Genomic DNA, 19,965 nt, shown 5'->3' on the forward strand with positions numbered 1-19,965 from the left:
GCGTTCTATTTTTTCTTCTTCCGTGATTTTTTGAGAGGCTGCACATTCGGGTCCAACACAGCGTGAAGCTGGCGGCTGAGATCAGCCACAGTGGCGGCATACTCTGCTTGTTCGGCGAGATTGCTGTGCTCGATGAGGCAGTCCTGCATGTCATAAAGCTCACGGCTCAGGTGCTGACGGGTGTTAAAATCCAGCCATTCCACATAACGCCAGCGTTCATTTCGCAGGGTGTAACCCATGTTTTGCGGTTGCTCCTTTTGCTGCCAGGGCCGGGGGAACTGGCTGATGGCAAAGGGACGCACCTTTGCTGTCGCATCCTGCAGCAATGGCACCAGGCTCTTCCCGTCCAGACCTTGGGGGCGTGGCAGGCTGCAAAGCTCCACCAGTGTCGGATAAAGGTCCACCAGTTCGGCCAGGGCGGGGATAGGCACACCGGGATTTTTTTGACCGGGAACCCGCAGAAACAATGGCACGCGGGTGGCGAGTTCATAGTTGGTGTCTTTGCACCAGAGATCCTGCTCTCCGAGATGAAAGCCGTGATCCGACCAGAGAACGACGACGGTCTTGTCACGCAAGCCCTGGCTGTCCAGTTCCTCTAGCACACGGCCTATCTGCGCATCCGTATAACTGACGGCGGCATAATAACCATGGCGTAACTGGCGCTGTTTTTCCGCTGAAAGCGGACCTTCGGCGGGAATGTCCGCATAGCCTCTCAGCTCTTTCCATTCATGACGGGCAATCTCCGGCGCACCCGTCGGCGATGTTGGATGCACCGGCAGCGGGATGGCCGCCGGATCATAGAGATCCCAGTATTTCTTGGGCACACTGAAAGGCAGATGAGGCTTGCGAAAACCGACGGCGATGAAGAACGGCTGAGTGCGCTTTTCCCGCAGCGCCTGGATGGCGGCAGCGGCCACCTGGCCATCGCGGTAGGCATCATCTCCCGTGTCTGCGGCCTCATAGGAAGCCATCTTGGCATTCTTATTGTCAGGTCCGGCCTGGTTTTCCGGCAGCAGATAATCATCGCCTTTGGGGACATCGTGAAACTGCTCGGGCACGGACCAGGAGGGCGGATCGCTCATGCCGGTCTGGCCATGATAAATCTTCCCAAAGGCCTGGGCGAACCAGCCCTGTTCCTTGAAGTATTGCGGCAGCGAAACCACATCCGGCGCAGTTTGGCGGAAGTGGTCCACCAGTGTCCAAATACGGATGGAATCCGGTCTGCGGCCGGAAAGGACAGACTGCCGGGAGGGATTGCACACGGCCTGCTGACAGTAGGCACGGGTGAAAATCTGACCGCTTTTGGCCAGAGCATCAAGGTGCGGTGTTTTGGACACCGGGTCGCCGTAACAGCCCAATGAGGTACGAAGGTCATCCACGGCGATGAAGAGGACGTTCAGTTTATCCTGGCCGTGGACCAGGGAGCTGCAGGCCAGCAAAAAGCAGGCCACGCTTTGGGTAATCGCCCTCATGGCTTCTTCTTTCCCTTCTTCTTTTTGGGGCGTATTTCATCGGACGCATCTTTGGGGGAATAGTCCGGATTGGGCAGCATTTTTTCCGCATCCACACTCTGCCGCCAGGCTTCGAGGTCCTGCTTCAATTCGGCCAGCTTCTCCGGCTTATCAGCGGCCAGGTTGCGCGTCTCGCTGAGGTCATCGTCGAGGTTATAAAGCTCAAGCCCGGCTGGGTCGAAGGTCTCGATGAGTTTCCAGGCACCTTTGCGGACGACGCTGGATGGCACGCTTGAGGGATGCGAATTATAATGCGGATAATGCCAGAAAAGGGAGTCCCGTTTTAGCTCCGTGCCGCCTGTCAGCAAGGGCTGGAGGTTGATGCCGTCCAAATGCTGGTTAGGCCGCAGGCGCTGGCCGGCAGCTGCCAGGCACGTGGAATAGAGATCGGTGCTGGTGACCGGAACGGAGCAGACCGAACCCGCCTTGGCGACACCGGGCCATTTGATAATAAGCGGCACGCGGATGCCGCCTTCATAATAGGCGCCTTTGTTTCCGCGCAGCGGATCGTGCTTGGTCGCACTGGCCAGGCCGCCGTTGTCACTGGTGAAAAGAATGACCGTGTTGTCCGCCTGTCCCGCTTGTTGGAGCGCCTGCATCACGCGGCCCACGCTTTCATCCACGCTCTCCACCATGGCGGCATATTTGGGGTTTCCCTGGCGTTGATCCTCCGGAATTTTTTCATACCGGGCCACCATCTCCGGTTTTCCTTGAAGAGGCGAATGCACACCATAATGAGGGAAGTAGATGAAGAAGGGTTTGTCCTTGGACCGCTGGATAAGCTTCACCGCTTCATCGGTCAGGCGGTCGGTCAGATACTCGCCCGGCTGGCCATCGGGGAAGATGGTCCACTGGGTGCGCAGACCGGTGGAGGGCACGAGCCAGTCTCCGTCATAAGGATAAAAATAACTGCCGGGAGCACCATGGGCATTGCCGCCGATGTTGACATCGAAGCCGTGATGCTCAGGCATGGAGAAGGGCTCGCTGCCGAGGTGCCATTTGCCAATATTGGCCGTGCTGTATCCGGCCTCGCGCAGGGCCTCGGCCAGGGTGAATTCCTCCACCGGCAGGCCGCGCAGGAAGCGGCCTTCACGCAGCGGTGCCTTGGGTTTCCATCGCCCGGAGGGCAGCCAGTCAGTCAGCAGCAGCCGGGCGGGATACTTGCCTGTGAGTATGGCTGCGCGAGTGGGCGAGCAGACGGCGCAGGCGGCATAAGCATCGGTAAACCGCACTCCCTCGCGGGCCAGTTGGTCAATGTTCGGTGTCTGATAATAGCTGCTGCCCTGGCAGCCCAGATCTTTCCAGCCGAGATCATCAATGAGAAAGAGAATAATGTTTGGCGAGGCAGCCGATGTCAGACTAACCAAGGATGCTCCCAAAAATACAAAGATTAAAAACAGTGGGCTGCGCGTTTTCATGATTGTATTTTAAGGGGCTGAAACCGGCGGGCTGGCAGGCGATTCATTGCCTCCAGCATCGAGATAGGTGAGAGTATAAACGGGATTCTCACCAGATGAGGTCCTTTCATCCACCAGGAAAGAATCGCGCAGACCTTCCGGTGGAGCATCACGCGCCGTAGCGACAAACGCCTCGTCTTTCAGGACGCCAAGCTGCTTCCAGACTTTGCCATCGCGATGAATGCGCAATGCACGCAGTCCGCCCACCAGTGCAGGCTTCACCTGCCACGTCAGAAGAATATGGCCGTCAGCATTGCGTTCGGCTTTGAGCTTGGGCGCAGTGAGACGAGGACTGACCGGCTTCAGCGTGCCGGTTCTGGAAAACTCCTGCCACAGGCTGGCGATCTCCGGCGAAGGCAGCCAGGCAAGAGCGGGGTCACGGAGGTTCTCTGGGGTGCTTTCTCGCGCCTCAAGCGAGGCTAGATCCATGAGAGCTCCGGGCATTTGCTCACTGGCCAGGCGGGCCGTGAGCACCTGGTCAAAAAAAGGAATGATGAGCAGGCGGGAATCATCACATCCATGTTCCGAGCGTGGATCCACCACCCGCGCCACGTGACCGCCCTGGGCGCGCAGATCGCGATACATGGCGTTCATCGGCTCCCAAGATACATAGTGGCTGGAGGTAGGGACCGTTTCACGTTTTCCCCAGACAAAAAGCATCGGTATCTCACGGGCCACCGGGCCAAACTGGGCGCGGAATTCCGGCACACCAAACTGCTTGTGACAGCCGCCGCGAAAAGAGGCCGCGAGCACCCTGCCTGGATGCCGGACAATCATCTGTGCGGACCAGCTGGACCCGCCGGAATGGCCCCACAAGACCCAGGGTGCCTCCACCAGCTCCGGGCGACCGGTGCGCTGGGCGAAGTCCTCCAGCGCCCTGAGCAGAGCACGCTCGGAGCCGCTTTCCGGATCGTTCCATTCATCACACTTTCCCGCCACCTGATACTGTGGCGACAGCAACGCACACTGGTGCTTGCGCGCCAGCGCCCGCCAGTGGGCATCCACGGTGACGGGCGGATGTTTGTCCGGCGAGGCATTGGTGCAACCATGCTGATGAATGATGATGCCGCGCACCGGCTGTGAAGGGTCCGCCAGCCAGAAGGAAAAATCCGCCTGCTGAAACCGGTCCCCTTCCCCAGGCGGCAGAGCCAGGTCCAGAAGCCGGCCTTCCGGTTCAAAGGATGCTGAGTGAACCGCCAGCGTCGCGGACAGGAGCAATAGGAAGGAAACAACAGCGGAGCAATTCATGGCAGGAAGGGTTGGCAAGCCTGACGGAACGTTCCCACGAACCGCAGACTTGTAAAAGACCCGCAAGGGCCATCCCTTTCCACCATTGACTGGTTTTATTTAATGACCAGATGTTAACTGTCGGCCGTTCTTTCGCGAATAATCACTTCCTCTGCCCCCATGCCCAGCGGAACAGGTTGCGGCTGTCGGCAAACCGGGCTTCGTCGGATGTGGAGCCGAGGGTGACGACGAGGAGCTTGTGGCCCTGATGGCTCCCGCTGGCCACCAGGCAGCGGCCGGCAGTGGGAGTGGTGCCGGTTTTGATGCCATCATAATTGCCGACCTTGAGTAGCTGGTTGGTGTTCTCCCAGACAGCCTCACGCTCGCCTCCGTCAGCGCGGCGTACCCGGGTTGTGTGAGTCTGGGTGGCAGTGATCTGGCGGAAAAGGGGATGCTTCTGCGCGGCATGAGCCAGGGCGATGAGGTCGCGCACGGTGGTGGTCCGGTCCTCCGCTGTGCCACCATCCCCATAAGAAATGTGGTAACGGGTGGACTTCATCCCGAGGTGCTGAGCGGTGCGGTTCATTTCCGCCACAAAATTCATCCTTGTGCCTGAAGCCGGAGTTTTGGCACCTTCTGGCGTCTCTTCTCCTGGTGGCGGCAGGCGTGGATGAAAATGCTCGGCAAAGGCATTGCCCATGTCATTGCCAGAAGGAAGCAGCAGTCCGTAGAGACCGTCGCGGACTTGTACCTGCTCCCCTTCCTCCACCTCCGCCGTGGACCCGGCCGTTCCGGCGGCAAGTTTGGAGATGGACACCCATTCATCCAGGATATCCGGAGTCTTGTCGGCCATTTCCAGGATGACATAAGCGCACATCATTTTAGTCGTGCTGGCAGCTTTGCGCGGTTCATCCGGTAGATGTGACCACAGCAGTTTCTTGCTTTCAGCATCGGCGATGCCCCAGGCCGCAGCGGTCACTACCGGAGGCCCGTCCAGGTCTTCTTCCGCCCGGATGGAAAGTGAATCACCATAAAGCAAAACCAAGCTGAGAACGAAATATTTAAGGCTCATCGCTGATATAGATCAAACGGGGGACATTCCCGCAACCAAATTACTTAGCCACTCTCCACAAAGACAGACCTGTCTGTTTACTGGATCATAAATGCATTCCATCTCTTGGAAGGTCCAGATGGGCTGGCTCTACCGATACTTTTGCACAGCATCGCCATCTCTTTGATCCGGTGGCGACCGCTATCCTCATCTTCAAATTTTTGGAAACTCACCCATGAAAAAACTTCCCTCCCTTCTTGTTGTCACAGATCGCGGCCATTTTCACGCCTACCAGTCTGATAATGGCGCTTCTCTGGTCGCCTTGGATAACATGCAGATTTCCGAAGCCCTGGACAAATTGAGCGAGCAGGTTACTGACCAGGCAGGTGCCTTCCCATCTCGCGAATCTCATGGTGAAGGCAATTCCACCGGCGAACGCCTCCCCCTGCTGGAGGAACTGGAGCAGCGCTCCATCCGCCAGATCGGTCAGAGGATTGAGGAACTGATGGTCGAAAACGAATTTAAAAACTGGGGTCTCATTGCGGCAGCGGAGATTAATAACGCTATATTGGACCAGGTGGCCCCGGCCACGCGTGAAAAGCTGGCCTTCAATTTGAAGCGCAATCTGGCCGGCCAGCCCACCGAAGAACTGCGGAAGCGGGTCCTGGAAGACTGAGAGGTAGCAGCCTGCTCTGTCATCCAGGGAATTTGTGGGGGAAAGGCACAAAAACCGGAAGGTGGCGCTGAAAATGCCTGCCTCCGGATGAGCCAAACTGCTTGACCGTCCCTCGTGAACCGGGCTTACTGGAAGTATTGAAGACGGCTGTCCAACTTCTTTTCTCTCCACCTGTCCGTTCCTTGACGGCCCGCCAAAAGTTCCCCCCGTTTTTCTGCATGAATGTCACCTCTCTCCGGTCTCAGGCTCTCTGGCTTATGCTGGCCATCGGCTTTTGCCTTGCACCCCTGGCCCAGGCTTTTGATACCGTGGTGTTGGATGCCGGCCATGGCGACCATGACCGCGGTGCCTCCATCGGTTATGTTTATGAAAAGCACCTGGCGCTGGATACCGCCCGGCGCGTGGAGCAACTGCTCAGGAAAGAAGGCATCAAAGTCATCATGACCCGCAGCCGGGATGTTTTCATCCCGCTGCAGGACCGGTCTGCCGCAGGGAACCGCTACGGCAACGCCATCTTTGTCAGCGTGCATTATAATTACAGCCGTGGCGGCAGCGGAGCCGGTGTGGAGACCTTTTATCATTTCTCCAAAGGCTACACCCTGGCGGCCTACATTCAGGCCTATCTGGTGCAGCGGACCAGCATGACCAACCGGGGGGTCAAACATGCCAGTTTCCATGTCATCCGCAAAACGGAACGCAATCCGGCCGTCCTGGTGGAGTGCGGATTTGTCAGCAACCCGACCGAACGCGCCCGCATGATGACCGGAGAGTTTCGGGCTAAAATTGCCGAGGGAATCGCCCAGGGCATCGTGGCCTACAAACGCGCTAAATGATCCAATGCCATGCTGGTGACATGCCGCCAGATGCAGGAGATGGAGGAGCGCGCCTTCGCCAATGGAGTGCGCGCAGAAGCTCTGATGGACGCTGCAGGCATGGGCATCGCCGAGGTGGTGCGGCAGTTTTTCCCAACACCAGGCACGCTGGTCCTCTACCTTGGTACTGGCAACAATGCAGGAGATGCACTGGTGGCAGCGCGGGAGATGGAAAAAGCCGGCTGGCACGTCCAGGCCCGGCTGGCAGCTGAGGTGGCCAAATTTAAACCCTTGCCGCTTAAACACTGGAAGTCGCTCAAGGGAGTCAGGAAACTCAATTACGCCCCGGCTTCGTTCCGCAAAGGACCACGGGTCCTGCTGGACGGGCTGCTTGGTATCGGCAGCCAGGGGCCATTGCGCCCGCCGGTTCAGGCTCTGGCCGCTGAGATGAATTCCCTGCGGCGCAGCCATGGTGCTTTCACTTTTGCCATGGATATCCCCTCAGGTCTGGACGGGGATGCCGGGGTGCCGGAGAAGGACTGCGTCATTGCCGATGTCACCGCGACTGTGGCCGTGGCCAAACAGGGGCTTTTGGCCGATCTGGCCGTCAACCATGTGGGCAGGCTGGCGCTGGTACCATTGCCTGGCTTGGAGAGTTTCAGCCCGGAGAATGCGGACCGGTCCGACTTGGTCACGCCTTCCCTCTTACGCAGCTTTGTGCCACGGCGTAATTTTGATTTTCACAAAGGCCAGGCCGGACGCATCGGCATCCTTGCCGGGTCACGGGGCTTTTATGGTGCCGCTGAACTGGCCTGCCGGGGTGCCCTGCGTGCCGGGGCAGGACTGGTCACCCTGCTGGTCAAAGCGGAGGCTTATGACATCCTGGTGCGCCGGGTGCCGGCTGAAGTCATGGTCAAGATGGTGAAGGATTATCGCGAGACTCTGGAAATGCGTTTTGATGCCCTGGGAATCGGCCCCGGCCTGGGTTTTGACCATGAAGAAGAATGCCAGGCAGTACTGCAAAAGGCATCAGCACCCACTGTCGTGGACGCGGATGCCATTACTATGCTGGCCAGGAGGCCCGACCTGCTGCAGACCGCCTCCTCACAACGTCTGCTAACCCCGCATCCAGGGGAAATGTCCCGGCTCATGCCGGACGGGGGCATCCTGTGCCGCTGCGATCAGGCGGAAACTTGGGCGGCCAGCCATCCACGTCACACGCTGTTGCTAAAAGGTTCCCGGACGGTCATCGCCACGCATGGTCAGGATACACTTTTCAATACCACCGGACATCCTGGCATGGCCACGGGCGGCATGGGAGATGTTCTCACGGGTGTCTGTTCCGCGCTCATTGGCCAAGGAATTCCGCTTCATCGTGCTGCCGCATTTGGAGCCTGGCTGTGCGGACGTGCTGCGGAACTGCATGCCGTGTCAAACGCTCCTGAAAGCAATCTGCCCGGGGACGTGGTGGATCATTTGGGCGGGGCTTGGAATGGCCTGCCTGAAAGTTATTAATAACTGCAGCGGTCGCATTGCACTTCCCTTGGCGGGATGGACCTGCTAGCACAACAACAGCTATGCGCGCTCTTCAGCTCACCCGTCCCCGGCATTTTGAATGGATCCCTTTATCCGAAGCGGTTGCCCCCAAGCCGGGTGAAGCCCTGGTGGCCATCCGTGCCATCGGCATCTGCGGCACAGACATCAGTGGTTATCTGGGCAAGATGCCGTTCATCGAGTTTCCACGCATCCTGGGCCATGAGCTGGGGGTGGAGGTCCTGGCCGTAGGGGAGCAGGTCACGCATTTGAAACCGGGCGACCGCTGCTCGGTGGAGCCTTATTTGAACTGCGGCCATTGCCATGCCTGCAAAAAAGGGCTAACCAACTGTTGCGAATCGCTCAGCGTGCTGGGCGTGCATTGCGACGGCGGCATGCGGGAGCGCATGGTTCTGCCTGCCCACAAACTGCATCCCTGCAATGCGCTGGAATTCGGGCAGCTTGCTTTGGTCGAGACGCTCGCCATCGGCTGCCATGCGGTGAACCGTGCAGCCCTTTCCGAAGAGGATGATGTGCTGATCATCGGTGCAGGTCCCATCGGACTGACCGTGCTGGAGTTTGCCCGGCTCGCCACTCGCCGCATCACCGTGCTGGAACTGAGCGCCAACCGTCGCGCCTTTGTGCAGCAGTATTACCCTGGCATTTCAGTGGTGGCATCCTTGCCGGATGAACCGATGGCCCAGGTCGTCTTTGATGCCACTGGCAACGCTCACTCCATGGCCCAGGCTTTGCGTCTGGCCCGGTTCACCGGTCGCATTGTTTATGTGGGCATTACCAAGGAACCCGTCCTCCTGGATGATCCCCTGCTGCATCGCCGGGAGCTCACCCTGCTGGCCAGCCGCAATGCCGTCAGTTCAGATTTTCCCCGAATCCTTGATCTGATGCACAGCGGGAGGATTGATACCCTCCCTTGGATCAGCCATGCTCGCCCCTGGGAGGAATTGCCTGCCCTGTTGGAGGATCTCACACGGCCGGATGTAAATGCCATTAAGGCTGTCGCTTTACTTTCTAAAGATTGACGTACTTGTTGTTTTTATGCAAAATGAAGAGTTAAGACCCTGTATTAACCTCAGGACTTAACCGCACTGATTATGATGAAAACCTTTGTGCTGAACGGATTGATCTTTTTCACGGCTTTGACATCTTGGGCTCAAAGCCCCTACTCCATTGATTTGATGGGGACGAGCAAACAATATTTGCACCATAACAACGTCTGGAAAGAGGGCACCGATTGCGTCAACGTCAAAGTGACCAGTGAAGTGCCTTTGAAGAAGTCGGACATCGTGATCAAGGCCTACTTCTATTCAGCCGAAGGGAAGGTGCAGTATGTCGCTGAAAAACCATCTGCCTCCTTCACCAAATACACGATGGAGACGGTCCCGGATGTATTGGAGAAGGGTAAAAAGCATGAGTTTTTCTTCGCCATTCCAGAACGGTATTCCAAAGGCAGCAGCAAGTGGAAGCGCGCAGTAGTGGTCTTTGGTGACAAATCGAAGGTTGCGGCGAGGGTTTACCCCAAGGATGACATCACCAAGTTTGAGTTCGCGGAAAAGTCCCGGATGAAACAATGAGCGAATGACGGGCCCGCCATAATCCCACCGTAGGATGGTGTTTTTCTCCTCGCATCTCTCCTCATCCCGGCCATAAGCTCCGCGCGTGGAAGACAAGGATTACAAGGTCAAACTGGAAATTTTCGAGGGTCCCCTCGACCTGCTGCTGTACCTCATCAAAAAGGATGAGATTGATATTTACGATGTCTCCATCGGACGCATCACAAAACAATATCTGGATTACATCAACACCTTCAAGATGCTGAACATCGAGGTGGCCAGCGAGTTCATCGTCATGGCGGCCAACCTGATGTACATCAAGAGCCGCGAACTCCTGCCCCAGATACAGCAGCCGCCGGAGGAGGATGCGGATGAAGAAGATCCGCGTTGGGAACTCATCCGTCAGCTTGTGGAATACAAAAAGTTCAAGGATGTGGCCAGCTTCCTGGGCACACAGGAGGTGAAAGCGGACGAGTTTTTTGCCACCACCCCAGAGCTGCCGGACCTGAGCGCCCCTGCCCCGGATGTGGTCGGTCAGGTGGGCATCTTTGACCTCATCCGCGCTTTTCAAAAAGTGCTGAAGCGCTTCGAGAACACCACGGACATCCGCGAGATCGTCAGTGACCGGTACAGCGTGGCGGACAAAATCGAGCACCTGCTTGAGGCCATCCCGATGGGCGGCCGGGTGCGCTTTGACTCCCTTTTCAGCACCGCCGCCAGCCGGGTGGAGGTTATCGTCACCTTCCTCGCCATGCTGGAGCTGATGAAGCTGAACCACCTGATGGTGGAGCAGGAGCAGATGCTGGGTGACATCGTGGTCATCCGGCCGATGAAATAAACAAGGTTATTTAATATGCTGCCCTTTCTAACTGCATATACCAAGTTCCAAAAAGGTTGTCTGAAACCAGGGACTTTTGGCGATGTCGCCATGACCCAGGGACAGGGTTTTGGCTCCATCAGCCCGCAGGGTTGCCCCATCGGTCTGCCGCATGGATGGGGTTTGGCGTGGCGTGGCCGGTGCGGCTACTCCTTCGGAGTAGGCGGCAGATTGGAAACATCGTGATCTTTGACCGGAGGTCTGGCTCGTCCAGACTCGCCGACGCTTGGGCTATTGATGGATAGCCCTACGGGCTGAGGGAACCTGGCAAGCTCAGCGGCATTTCGGACACTCTTTTTGGAAACCAAGTCTATACCGTTTTCAAAAAAAGATGTCCGAAACTCGGGCCTTTCCGGCAAATGCGGCCATGAGCAAAGGGCAGGGTTTTGGCTCCATCAGCCCGCAGGGCTGCCCCATGGTAGCCGGAGTGTCAGGCGAGCCTTGGCGAGCCAGACCTCCGGTAGGGAAAACGAAGGACTCTCGCTGAAGATCAACCCGCCAGGGTTGCCCCATCATGTCGCGGCCTCGACAGACCCGCTCAGGGCTTACGTCTGACCTGCCGGGCCCCTGAAGCGGACTTCCAATAAGTCAGTCCCTCTTCAAAACAGGTTCCGGTCAGCTCCTCCACCTTTGCTGCCACATATCCCTTCGCATCTTCCACGCCCTGGTTATAAGCAAAGGGGCTGATCTCTTTGAGAATATACTCCAGCAGGTGCCCGGCCTGGATGTCTCCCAGTTCGCAGTCCAGCTCTTTGGAGGCATAACGCTGGAGGGAACCGATGATCTCCGTCTTCTGGGCTTTGGTGAGGGTTGGGTTCATGGGGTGGTCGGCATCATGTTATGTATTGGGGCGGTACAGAGAGCTGGGGTTCAATACAAAATTGGCTCCATGCCAACACTAGGTTTCCTGTTTCATTCCGCTCTACGATGATTCCAGACTGACATGCACATTGGAAAAATCCTCTCGTCGGAGGTCTTCCTGATGGATGCTGAAAGTCACGGTGCCAGCATCCCAAAAACAGAAACCGACGTTGGCATCCCAGCCCAATTTCAGCAATGGCACCCACTCTTTCGCCTGGCCCCGCATATCCTTGGCGGCCAGTTCTTGCGGCGATTCATGTTGGGTGAATGTGTATCCGTTGATGTGATGCTCGGCACGCACAATGAAAGCCTCCCATTTCTCGTAAGTGAGATCGTCTGCGATTTCCTCGGACGGAGAGTGCGGACATGAGATGAAACGCCCAAACTTTATTCGATGAGCCTTTTCCGTGTAGTCATCTTCAGGACTTAACATTTCGTCGGCACCTGCGTGACGGACGGTGGTTAACTCCTGAAAATCACCTCTGTTGTAAAGAACCTTGCCGTTTAGTGCTTCAGTATCATCCAGGAAAAACGAGAGCAAACCGGACCGTGGTAAAAAGCTGTTTAAAGGAGCAATTTCCTCTAGATTAAGCTGAGCCAAGAAAATCCAATAAAATCCATCCGTTTTCGGAAAGTATGAAGGATCCGGCAGATCAGGAAAGCCTCCCAAACGCGAACTAGCCTTTTGCGAATAATCATCTGGCGAAGAGGATTCAAGGGCTATAGCTTCCCGGCTGCATTTCACGATGGCCTCACTCATATCCGCAAGTTGCGCTTCCTGAATAGCCGCCAGGAATGGCTGGTACATCTGGCTGCCAGGAGCCACCAAAAGTCTCATGTCCTTCAGCTCAACCTGTGGAGGCTTTACACTGTGTGTATAAGACCAGTCCATGTACATCGCACGTTTTGAGGCTTCGATGGAGATGCTGAGATTTTCCACCTTGGACAGATCTTCAGGGAGGGTAACAAACGGATTGTTCTCCAAAGACAGCGAACGAAGGTTAGGCATCCTACAGATGCAATCTGGCAGGGTGGTCAGCTTGTTGAAATCCAAAGATAGGCATTCGAGATTTGACAGATTCCCAATGTCATTCGGGAGACTTTTCAGATGGTTGACGTCTATAGACAAAAAATCCAGTTTTTCTAACTTTGTAATCGCTTCAGGCAGCATCTCAAGTTCGTTGTAGGAAAGAACAAGTGTCTTAAGCTGGCTCAATCGGCCAATTGATTCTGGCATTTGCCGCAGCTTGTTTTGAGACAGTCCGAGACACTGAAGCTCAACCAAATCGCCTATCTCCTCCGCCACATGGGTGAGGGAATTATTTCCCATAAACAGAGAGCGCAAATAGCGGAGCTTGAAAAGACTTTGAGGGAAATCTGAAATATTGCAGGCCTGAAGATAGACTGCTTGAAGGTTTTTTAAGCTGCCTAATCTTGGCAGGAGCTGACTGACATCTGAAAACGAAATAGAAATTGATTGAAGATTTTCCAATTCAGCGATCCGCGCCACGTCGGCAGCATTCTCAAGCCGATAAGCCCTAAAACGAAACACCTCTTCCGGATCGCGGAGTGCGAGGTTGAGGTCATCGAACTCTGGAAGTTGTTTGAGTTCTTCTTCGGTAAACAATGGCATGCTTTTTCAACACGTATCAGGTGTTGGTTTGTCAGCAAGCCAAACCATGGGGACGTTCAAGCGTTTCTGCGCGCCGCGACGTCGACTGTAAACCTGGACTGGAATAACCCCGCAGCAAACCGTCAGACGACACTTTGTGACGATAGCTTAACAGGCGAGTTGGCGAGTTAACAACTCACTCCACATCCAGCTCCGGCTTGAAATCAGCCGCGTGATACGAGCTGCGGACCAAAGGCGCGCTGGCGACGTGGCGGAAGCCTTTTTTGCGGGCGATCTCCTTGTAATTTTCGAAGGTGTCCGGGTGGACGTATTCGATGACGGGGAGATGCTGGGCGGAGGGGCGCAGGTATTGGCCGAGGGTGAGGACGGTGACGTCGTGCTCCAGGAGGTCGTCCATGGCCTGGAAGAGCTCCACTTCCGTTTCACCGAGGCCGAGCATGAGGCCGCTTTTGGTGGCGCACTTGGTGCCCAGCTCCAGGGAGATCTGCTTGGCGCGTTTCAGCACCTTCAGGCTGCGATGATACTGGGCGCGGCTGCGGACGAGGGGGGTGAGGCGCTCGACGGTTTCCAGGTTGTGATTGAAGATGTGCGGCCGGGCTCTCATGACCACGTCCAGGGAGTCTTCCTTCTCATTGAAATCGGGCACCAGAATCTCGATGGTGATGTGGGGAACAGCCTCGCGGACGGCCTCAATGGTGCGGGCGAAGTGCTCGGCACCACCGTCTTTGACGTCATCGCGCGCCACGGCGGTGATGACGACATGGTTCAAACCGAGGCGCTTCGTGGCAGCGGCCACACGCTGAGGTTCATCGGCCTCCAGGGCAAAGGGTTTGGCGGTTTTGACGGCGCAAAAGCCGCAGGCACGGGTGCAGCGGTCCCCGGCAATCATGAAGGTGGCCGTGCCCTGGCTCCAGCATTCCCAGCGGTTCGGGCACTGGGCCTCTTCGCAGACGGTGTGCAGTTTCAGGTCCGAAATAAGGGACTTCGTACTCCAGAAAACGGGGTCGCGGGGCAGCTTCACACGGATCCAGTCGGGCTTCTTTTCCGTGTGCAGAGCGGGGTCAATTTTGCAGGCCATGTCGAGGACATACGAATGCCCCGGATCGGGCAGTTGGCAAATGGTGAATGAAGGGCAGCCCTGGCAGTTTTTTAGCTCCAGGCTGGCTTTTCAGCCTCAAAACGCACCCTTTCCTGGGTCATGGGATGCGTGAAGGCGACCTGCCAGGCATGCAGGCAGAGCGGGGCGGCTGCAGTATCCAGGGTCTGCGTATCGCCCACGGTCTGGCCGGGGAGATACACCGGATCTCCCACAATCGGGAAACCGAGCTGCCAGAGATGGATGCGGATCTGGTTGGTGCGGCCGGTGATGGGCCGGGCCTCCACCAGGGCAGTGCCGTCTTCATTTCGGAGGATGACTTTAAACTCCGTGCGGGCCTCGCGCCCGTTCTCCTCGTCCACCTCCCGGCTGCCCATGGCACCTGGCACATCACTGATCGGTGCATCTGAGAAAAAAGAGTCTTCAGGAGGATGGCCCTGCACCTTGGCCAGATACACCTTTTCCACCTCGCCACGGGCAAACTGGCCCTGCACCAGCCCGGCAAAGTGCCGCGTCCGTGCCACCACCAAAAGCCCGGTGGTATTCGCATCCAGACGATGGCAGGCCCGGGGCTTCTGCGGCAGATAGACCTCCTGCAGGATGTATTGCAGGGTGTTCCGGTTAAATCTCCCGCCCGCATGCATGGGCAGCGGGGCGGGTTTGACGAGAACGACCACAGCTTCATCCTCATGCAGAAGACGGATGTCCGCATTCACATCCGGCTCAACATTTCCCGGCAGCAGCCGCAGGTAGCGCTCCCCTGCCCTGACGATCAGATCTGGGGCCACAGGCTTCTCGTCCTGGTTCAAAATGCGCTGGTCTGCGAACCGCGAGAGCAGTTCTTCCTGCGGCACATGCGGCAGGATGCTGGTCAACGTGTCCAGAAGGGTCATGCCATCGCAAGCTCTAGGCACATTCAGCGGCTGCTGATGGTCATACGGCGCGCTGCCAGGCAGCGGCGTGCACACCGCGCGGATGGCCTCATGCCGGGCGGCGATGTTTTCCGCCATCTTCTGCTCCGTGGTCTTGTAGCAATAGACGCAGGATACATGCTCCACAAAACGCTCGTCTTTTTGATCTTCCTCCGTCAGGGGCGACTGGCAGACATAGCACTGGGTGGATTCCGTCTCGCTCAGCGCCGGGTCCACGCCCACCCGCTGGTCAAAGACAAAACACTCGCCGTCGTAGTGGGCACCGCCCACTTCCTCGAAGTACTTCAGAATACCGCCCTCAAGCTGCCACACCTTTTCAAAACCTTCCCGCTCCATGAATGGAGCCGCCTTTTCACAGCGGATGCCGCCAGTGCAAAAGGTAACGATAGGCTGCTGCTTCATGGCCTCCGGCAGGCGGCGCACGGCCTCCGGGAAATCCCGAAAGTTGTTTACACCGATGACATGAGCCCCTTTGAAGGTTCCCAGCTTCACCTCATAATCATTACGCGTGTCCAGCAGCGTCACCGGGCGGCCTTCATCCAGCCACTGTTTCAAAGTCCGTGCTTCCATCCGGGGCGAGGTGTATTTCGCCGGCTCGATCCCCTCCACGCCAAAGGCGATGATCTCTTTTTTAATCCGCACCAGCATGCGCCGGAAAGGCTGCTCCGCACTCTCGCTGACCTTGGGCGTCAGGCCTTCCAGACCAGGGACGTTGCGCAGCTCGGCCACCAGCAGGTCCACATTCTCCTTCACCCCGGCGATGAACAGATTGATGCCTTCCGTGCTTAGCAAAATGGTCCCTTTCAGGCCCCAGTCCTTGCACTGGCTCACCAGCCGCTCGCGCAGATCCTTCAGGTCGCTGAGAGAAGCAAATTGATAGGCGGCAATGTTGGTAATGGCGGCTGGGGCTGGAGCGGTCTGGGGCATGGTCTTTCAGGCAAGGCAGTGAACCGGTGACTTTATTCACTTTTCAAGGGCCTGCACATGGAATCCTGAAGCACCTGCCCAAGGCACAAAATCAGCTGCGATTATGCCACGCCATGAGCACGCAGGGATTCCGTGTGAAACGAATACCCTGGATGACTCCTTTTTACAGGGACGATGCCATCCGGCAGCGTCTGATCGAATTTCTGGGTGGTGAAACGCTGGACCAGGTGACGGCTGCTTACGTCACCCACTCGGACCGCAGCCAGTTTCGCCGTGACCAGCTCATGCCGCCAAAGGAGCTGGACTGGTTTTTGGAGAGGGATCTGGACATTGCCCGCTCGCTGGCGGATTCAGAATCCCTCATTTTCCATCTCGACATTGAGTATGTGAATTTTGACTCTCCGGCAGAAGCGCACCTGGACCCCGAGCGCACTTTTGAAATTCAGGAACCTGTGGTGCGTGTAATCGAATGCCTGCTATTGCACTGGGGCATCCGCCCGCTGCACATCCTGACCGGCCAGGGGCATCATTTTGTCTGGCGCGTGGGCAGGCATACGGCCCTGGCCAAACGTCTTGTCCTGCTGGAGCCCGCCCCGGAGCTGCGCCAGGAATGCATGGAGAAGGTGCCGCCCGAGTTCTCCCATCTCATTGACGCGACGGCCCAGAGCTCCTTCTCCGCGCAATCGCTGATCATGGAATACGTCGCACACCGCATCAAGGAGGACGCCGCACCACTCATGGAAATCCCGGTGGAAATTACGGCCGTCCATGTCGGCCCCAGCCGGTCTGGCCGCCGTGAAATCGTCTCTGTGGATATCTCTGAGTATGGGGATCCACTGTATTCGCGGATGGTCCGCCAGCCCTTCACTTATTACCTGAAACCCTGGATGCAGGGACTGGCGGACGACCCAGCGGTGAGAGGCCAAATCCCGCTCATCCGTGTCGTCCCCCTGCATGAAATGGATGTCCGTCTTGCCCTGAAGGTTCGTCAGGAGGAGGCGGAGGTGCGCGACCTGGCCCGCCGTGCCTGCGTGCGCATCCCGGAACAGACCCACGGCACCGCCAAGCTGGTGGAAGAATACCTCACTTCTCCGCTGCGGCGTTTTCACCAGTTCTTCTATTCAGACCATCACGACCCCGTCGAACGCTGGCCACAAACTTATCATCAGACGCCCTCGCATCTCCTGCCCCCATGCATCCGGGTGCTGCTGGATGACCCCAATGACCGGCTGTTGAAACCGGCGGGCATGCAGCTTGTCACTCGCAGCCTGCTGGCCAAAGGCTGGCATCCGCGCCACATCGCCGGCCTGATACGCTCCAAATTCGAGAACCCGGACTACGGCTGGGGACTGGACTGGGGCGATTACAATGCTGCCGTGAGGGCTGATTTTTACACCCGCATCTTTGCCGGACTGCGTGCCACCGGCCTGGATGAACTGGTGGATTTCAACTGTGTCTCCACCCAGGAAAAAGGTTTCTGCCACTATCCCTGCGATGCCGGGAACTGCCTGGCCCCGTTACGTCAAACCCTCCTCACCCACCCCATGTTATGAACCAATGGCCCATCGGACTTTCCACCGGCTGCTTTTATCATCGCAGCATCTTTGACGTGCTGGGTGACATCCACGCCAGCGGCTTCCGGCAGATTGAAATCTGCTCCTACCCCAAACACCTGGACTATCACCAAAAAGACCAGGTGCGCGAGGCTGGCGAAATGATGCGGAACCTGGGACTCCACCCCTTTTCCTTTCATGCTCCCTTTGCTGATCATATAGACATCACCTCCCTCGATGAATCCACCCGTCGGGGTGCCGTGCAGGAACTGATTGTCGCCTGTGAAGCCGCCGCCGCCATGGGAGCACGTCACATTGTCCTGCATCCGGGTCCTGAGCGGGAAGGCCGGCCGCCTGAGGAGGAATTCCTGCGGCACATGAACTATGCGGCCGAGTCACTCAACATCGTCGCCCGCCGCTGCTGTGAGCTGGATGTGCACCTGCTGCTGGAGAACATGCTTCCACACCTTTTGTTCGGCCACACCAGTGACATGCTTTACCTCTTGGGACAGATCCGCGAATGCAATGTCGGCACCTGCCTGGATACCGGCCATGCCAGCCTGGCCGGGGAAATCGGAACCGTGATCCACAAGCTTTCCGGCCACCTGAAAATGCTCCATGCAAACGACAACCACGGTAATTCCGATGCCCACCTGAATCCCGGTGATGGCCGCATAGACTGGGGCTGGCTGCTTTCTGAATTAAAGCACCACCATTTCAAAGGCTCACTCATTCTGGAGCTTGCAGGCTACCCCGGTGAGACCACCCACGATACGTTACATCGCGCACGCCGTGCTTTTGATTATCTGGTGGCCGTCAATCAAAATGGCTGATTGTCAAAAAGAGGGCCGGACCCCTTGCAGGATCCGGCCCTTGTTCAATGATTTGTTAGGCTTACATAACCTTGTGATGAACGGCGCAGGCCGCGTGGCAAAGCTTGCGCATGCCAAGTTCCAGGCGGGTTTTGACAGTGCCCAGGGGCAGGCTCATGTGAACGGCAATCTGGCGCTGGCTCATGCCATGCAGGTGGGCCAGGATGACCACTTCCTTCTGCGGCACAGGAAGCTGCTGAAGAAGCTGGTTCAGATAGTTGCTGATGTCCTGGCGCTCAATGTCATGCTCAGCGCTTTCGATCTCATAGGCATTGGAAGGCTTGGAAGCCTTCTCCAGCCGGTCAGTCGCAAGCTGGTAGGCGTGGCGCTGACGCAGACGGTCAATCGCACGGCGGCGGGCCAAAGTGATTAGCCAGCCAGCTGCTTTGCCTTTGGCGGCCGAGTAGTTGGACGCATGCGTCCAGATCTGGATGAAAACTTCCTGCAGCACATCATCAGCTTCCGTTTCATCATGAATCACAGAGATGATGATGGACTTCAGGATGGAGTGATAACGCTGGTGAAGAATCCACAAAGCGTTAGGTTCTTTGGCTGCCAGGCAGGCCATCAGGGCTTCGTCATCTTTTTCGGCAAAGGAGGATGTTGGGGCAATGTTCATGGGGAAGTCGCAATGAAGTTTGTGTGCCGCTCAATGAGCAGGTTCCCCTCCTACCAGTGCACACCCCATGCCCCGCTCCTTCCGGCGACTCTTTTCGTTGATTATCAACGAATTAATTAAAACGTGGCGGCATGCAAATTTGCACAGATTGACGAAATGCAAGACCGGCACCTTGCAGCTTGCGAAAATCCTATCGTTTCTTTGCCTGTTGATGGCTGTCTATATTTTCAACAAGCGCACCGGCCTTCCGGGAGACGAATTCATATAAATCCCATTCATATGAACATGATCAATCTTGCAACCATGGACCGTCTTCGGGAGGCTGACCAGCTCTCGGACAAACTCGCCGACCGGGCTATCACCACCCGGGTACATGATGAAGCAGACATGCAGAGGTTTCTGTTTCTCACCAAACCCAAAGGCCATTACATCGTGCAGGTCAATGAGAGCGCTTATCCGGAGGCCGTCTCTTTGATCCAGGAACTGCAGGAGGCCAATGACCCCATCTGCGACCACATTTTTTCCTGTCCGGAATGCGGCTCGCTGGCGGTGGAATACCCGCAATTTACCCGCAAATTTCTGATCACCCCGCTGCTGATTGAGTGGGCGGCCAGCCTGGGACTTTACCAGAAGAAATTCTATTGCCGCAAGTGCCATGCCATGTGGCTGCCGGCACCCGCCTCTGCATCGCCTAAAATCAGGCCTTCGCCAGAAATCCTGGTGTCTCCACCAGACTGAATCATCCATTAATTCTTCA

At 57.0% G+C, this 19,965-nt stretch carries 18 protein-coding genes; 9 read left to right on the plus strand and 9 right to left on the minus strand.

The annotated features are described in order from the left end of the window. Positions 1-5: 5 nt before the first annotated feature. The 4 genes from WJU23_RS11600 to WJU23_RS11615 form a co-directional block, all read right to left on the minus strand. Positions 6-1,472, minus strand: coding sequence for a sulfatase (locus tag WJU23_RS11600; RefSeq protein WP_346332733.1), 1,467 nt, complete (start codon positions 1,470-1,472; stop codon positions 6-8). Next, complete coding sequence (locus WJU23_RS11605; RefSeq protein WP_346332734.1) at positions 1,469-2,929, minus strand: sulfatase; 1,461 nt, start codon at positions 2,927-2,929, stop codon at positions 1,469-1,471. The genes WJU23_RS11600 and WJU23_RS11605 overlap by 4 nt, the downstream gene beginning before the upstream one ends. 9 nt (positions 2,930-2,938) lie before the next feature. Beyond that, a complete protein-coding gene (locus WJU23_RS11610) occupies positions 2,939-4,216 on the minus strand; it encodes a hypothetical protein (RefSeq protein ID WP_346332735.1) in 1,278 nt (425 codons plus the stop codon). 142 nt (positions 4,217-4,358) lie between these two features. Continuing rightward, positions 4,359-5,267 (minus strand): hypothetical protein, encoded by a 909-nt coding sequence (locus tag WJU23_RS11615; protein WP_346332736.1) that lies wholly within the window; start codon positions 5,265-5,267, stop codon positions 4,359-4,361. Positions 5,268-5,481: 214 nt separating this feature from the next. Here WJU23_RS11615 and WJU23_RS11620 point away from each other — a divergent pair, with 214 nt between their 5' ends. The 6 genes from WJU23_RS11620 (at position 5,482) to WJU23_RS11645 (ending at position 10,676) form a co-directional block, all read left to right on the plus strand. Further along, positions 5,482-5,922, plus strand: a complete 441-nt coding sequence (locus WJU23_RS11620) for a host attachment protein (RefSeq protein WP_346332737.1) — start codon at positions 5,482-5,484, stop codon at positions 5,920-5,922. 218 nt (positions 5,923-6,140) lie between these two features. Beyond that, positions 6,141-6,755 (plus strand): N-acetylmuramoyl-L-alanine amidase, encoded by a 615-nt coding sequence (locus tag WJU23_RS11625; protein WP_346332738.1) that lies wholly within the window; start codon positions 6,141-6,143, stop codon positions 6,753-6,755. A 9-nt stretch (positions 6,756-6,764) separates the two neighbouring features. Next, a complete protein-coding gene (locus tag WJU23_RS11630; RefSeq protein ID WP_346332739.1) occupies positions 6,765-8,249 on the plus strand; it encodes an NAD(P)H-hydrate dehydratase in 1,485 nt (494 codons plus the stop codon). A 62-nt stretch (positions 8,250-8,311) separates the two neighbouring features. Next, complete coding sequence (locus WJU23_RS11635; protein WP_346332740.1) at positions 8,312-9,307, plus strand: zinc-binding alcohol dehydrogenase family protein; 996 nt, start codon at positions 8,312-8,314, stop codon at positions 9,305-9,307. A 72-nt stretch (positions 9,308-9,379) separates the two neighbouring features. Next, a complete protein-coding gene (locus WJU23_RS11640; RefSeq protein ID WP_346332741.1) occupies positions 9,380-9,859 on the plus strand; it encodes a hypothetical protein in 480 nt (159 codons plus the stop codon). A gap of 85 nt (positions 9,860-9,944) precedes the next feature. Continuing rightward, the gene (locus tag WJU23_RS11645; protein WP_346332742.1) at positions 9,945-10,676 is read left to right on the plus strand and encodes a segregation/condensation protein A; all 732 of its coding nucleotides are present in this window, start codon (positions 9,945-9,947) and stop codon (positions 10,674-10,676) included. Between the two features lie 577 nt (positions 10,677-11,253). Here WJU23_RS11645 and WJU23_RS11650 read toward each other — a convergent pair. The 4 genes from WJU23_RS11650 to WJU23_RS11665 all read right to left on the minus strand — a co-directional run bounded on the left by WJU23_RS11650 (position 11,254) and on the right by WJU23_RS11665 (position 16,164). Next, complete coding sequence (locus tag WJU23_RS11650; RefSeq protein WP_346332743.1) at positions 11,254-11,535, minus strand: DUF2164 domain-containing protein; 282 nt, start codon at positions 11,533-11,535, stop codon at positions 11,254-11,256. Between the two features lie 102 nt (positions 11,536-11,637). Further along, complete coding sequence (locus WJU23_RS11655) at positions 11,638-13,209, minus strand: DUF1963 domain-containing protein (RefSeq protein WP_346332744.1); 1,572 nt, start codon at positions 13,207-13,209, stop codon at positions 11,638-11,640. 175 nt (positions 13,210-13,384) lie between these two features. Further along, positions 13,385-14,287 carry a lipoyl synthase gene (gene lipA / locus WJU23_RS11660; RefSeq protein WP_346332745.1) on the minus strand — a complete coding sequence of 301 codons (903 nt, stop codon included), beginning with the start codon at positions 14,285-14,287 and terminating at the stop codon, positions 13,385-13,387. A 71-nt stretch (positions 14,288-14,358) separates the two neighbouring features. Beyond that, positions 14,359-16,164, minus strand: a complete 1,806-nt coding sequence (locus WJU23_RS11665; RefSeq protein ID WP_346332746.1) for a sulfurtransferase — start codon at positions 16,162-16,164, stop codon at positions 14,359-14,361. A gap of 152 nt (positions 16,165-16,316) precedes the next feature. Here WJU23_RS11665 and WJU23_RS11670 point away from each other — a divergent pair, with 152 nt between their 5' ends. Together WJU23_RS11670 and WJU23_RS11675 are read left to right on the plus strand one after the other, a co-directional pair. After that, a complete protein-coding gene (locus WJU23_RS11670) occupies positions 16,317-17,717 on the plus strand; it encodes a hypothetical protein (protein ID WP_346332747.1) in 1,401 nt (466 codons plus the stop codon). Beyond that, the gene (locus WJU23_RS11675; protein ID WP_346332748.1) at positions 17,714-18,550 is read left to right on the plus strand and encodes a sugar phosphate isomerase/epimerase family protein; all 837 of its coding nucleotides are present in this window, start codon (positions 17,714-17,716) and stop codon (positions 18,548-18,550) included. Before WJU23_RS11670 ends, WJU23_RS11675 begins: the two co-directional genes overlap by 4 nt. A gap of 61 nt (positions 18,551-18,611) precedes the next feature. On the opposite strand, the gene WJU23_RS11680 is transcribed toward WJU23_RS11675, so the two are convergent. Next, complete coding sequence (locus WJU23_RS11680; protein ID WP_346332749.1) at positions 18,612-19,208, minus strand: sigma-70 family RNA polymerase sigma factor; 597 nt, start codon at positions 19,206-19,208, stop codon at positions 18,612-18,614. Between the two features lie 303 nt (positions 19,209-19,511). On the opposite strand from WJU23_RS11680, the gene WJU23_RS11685 reads away from it, so the two are divergent. Further along, positions 19,512-19,946: a hypothetical protein gene (locus tag WJU23_RS11685; RefSeq protein WP_346332750.1), complete on the plus strand. Its 435-nt coding sequence runs from the start codon at positions 19,512-19,514 to the stop codon at positions 19,944-19,946. Positions 19,947-19,965: the final 19 nt, after the last annotated feature.

It is taken from the genome of Prosthecobacter sp. SYSU 5D2 (genome assembly GCF_039655865.1).
Lineage (GTDB): Bacteria > Verrucomicrobiota > Verrucomicrobiia > Verrucomicrobiales > Verrucomicrobiaceae > Prosthecobacter.

Coding starts and splice junctions, on each gene's coding strand:
- WJU23_RS11620 (WP_346332737.1), top strand. CDS start 5,482: ATGAAAAAACTTCCCTCCCTTCTTGTTGTCACAGATCGCGGCCATTTT.
- WJU23_RS11625 (WP_346332738.1), top strand. CDS start 6,141: ATGAATGTCACCTCTCTCCGGTCTCAGGCTCTCTGGCTTATGCTGGCC.
- WJU23_RS11630 (WP_346332739.1), top strand. CDS start 6,765: ATGCTGGTGACATGCCGCCAGATGCAGGAGATGGAGGAGCGCGCCTTC.
- WJU23_RS11600 (WP_346332733.1), bottom strand. CDS start 1,472: ATGAGGGCGATTACCCAAAGCGTGGCCTGCTTTTTGCTGGCCTGCAGC.
- WJU23_RS11635 (WP_346332740.1), top strand. CDS start 8,312: ATGCGCGCTCTTCAGCTCACCCGTCCCCGGCATTTTGAATGGATCCCT.
- WJU23_RS11675 (WP_346332748.1), top strand. CDS start 17,714: ATGAACCAATGGCCCATCGGACTTTCCACCGGCTGCTTTTATCATCGC.
- WJU23_RS11680 (WP_346332749.1), bottom strand. CDS start 19,208: ATGAACATTGCCCCAACATCCTCCTTTGCCGAAAAAGATGACGAAGCC.
- lipA (WP_346332745.1), bottom strand. CDS start 14,287: ATGGCCTGCAAAATTGACCCCGCTCTGCACACGGAAAAGAAGCCCGAC.
- WJU23_RS11670 (WP_346332747.1), top strand. CDS start 16,317: ATGACTCCTTTTTACAGGGACGATGCCATCCGGCAGCGTCTGATCGAA.
- WJU23_RS11615 (WP_346332736.1), bottom strand. CDS start 5,267: ATGAGCCTTAAATATTTCGTTCTCAGCTTGGTTTTGCTTTATGGTGAT.
- WJU23_RS11665 (WP_346332746.1), bottom strand. CDS start 16,164: ATGCCCCAGACCGCTCCAGCCCCAGCCGCCATTACCAACATTGCCGCC.
- WJU23_RS11610 (WP_346332735.1), bottom strand. CDS start 4,216: ATGAATTGCTCCGCTGTTGTTTCCTTCCTATTGCTCCTGTCCGCGACG.
- WJU23_RS11650 (WP_346332743.1), bottom strand. CDS start 11,535: ATGAACCCAACCCTCACCAAAGCCCAGAAGACGGAGATCATCGGTTCC.
- WJU23_RS11655 (WP_346332744.1), bottom strand. CDS start 13,209: ATGCCATTGTTTACCGAAGAAGAACTCAAACAACTTCCAGAGTTCGAT.
- WJU23_RS11640 (WP_346332741.1), top strand. CDS start 9,380: ATGATGAAAACCTTTGTGCTGAACGGATTGATCTTTTTCACGGCTTTG.
- WJU23_RS11605 (WP_346332734.1), bottom strand. CDS start 2,929: ATGAAAACGCGCAGCCCACTGTTTTTAATCTTTGTATTTTTGGGAGCA.
- WJU23_RS11685 (WP_346332750.1), top strand. CDS start 19,512: ATGGACCGTCTTCGGGAGGCTGACCAGCTCTCGGACAAACTCGCCGAC.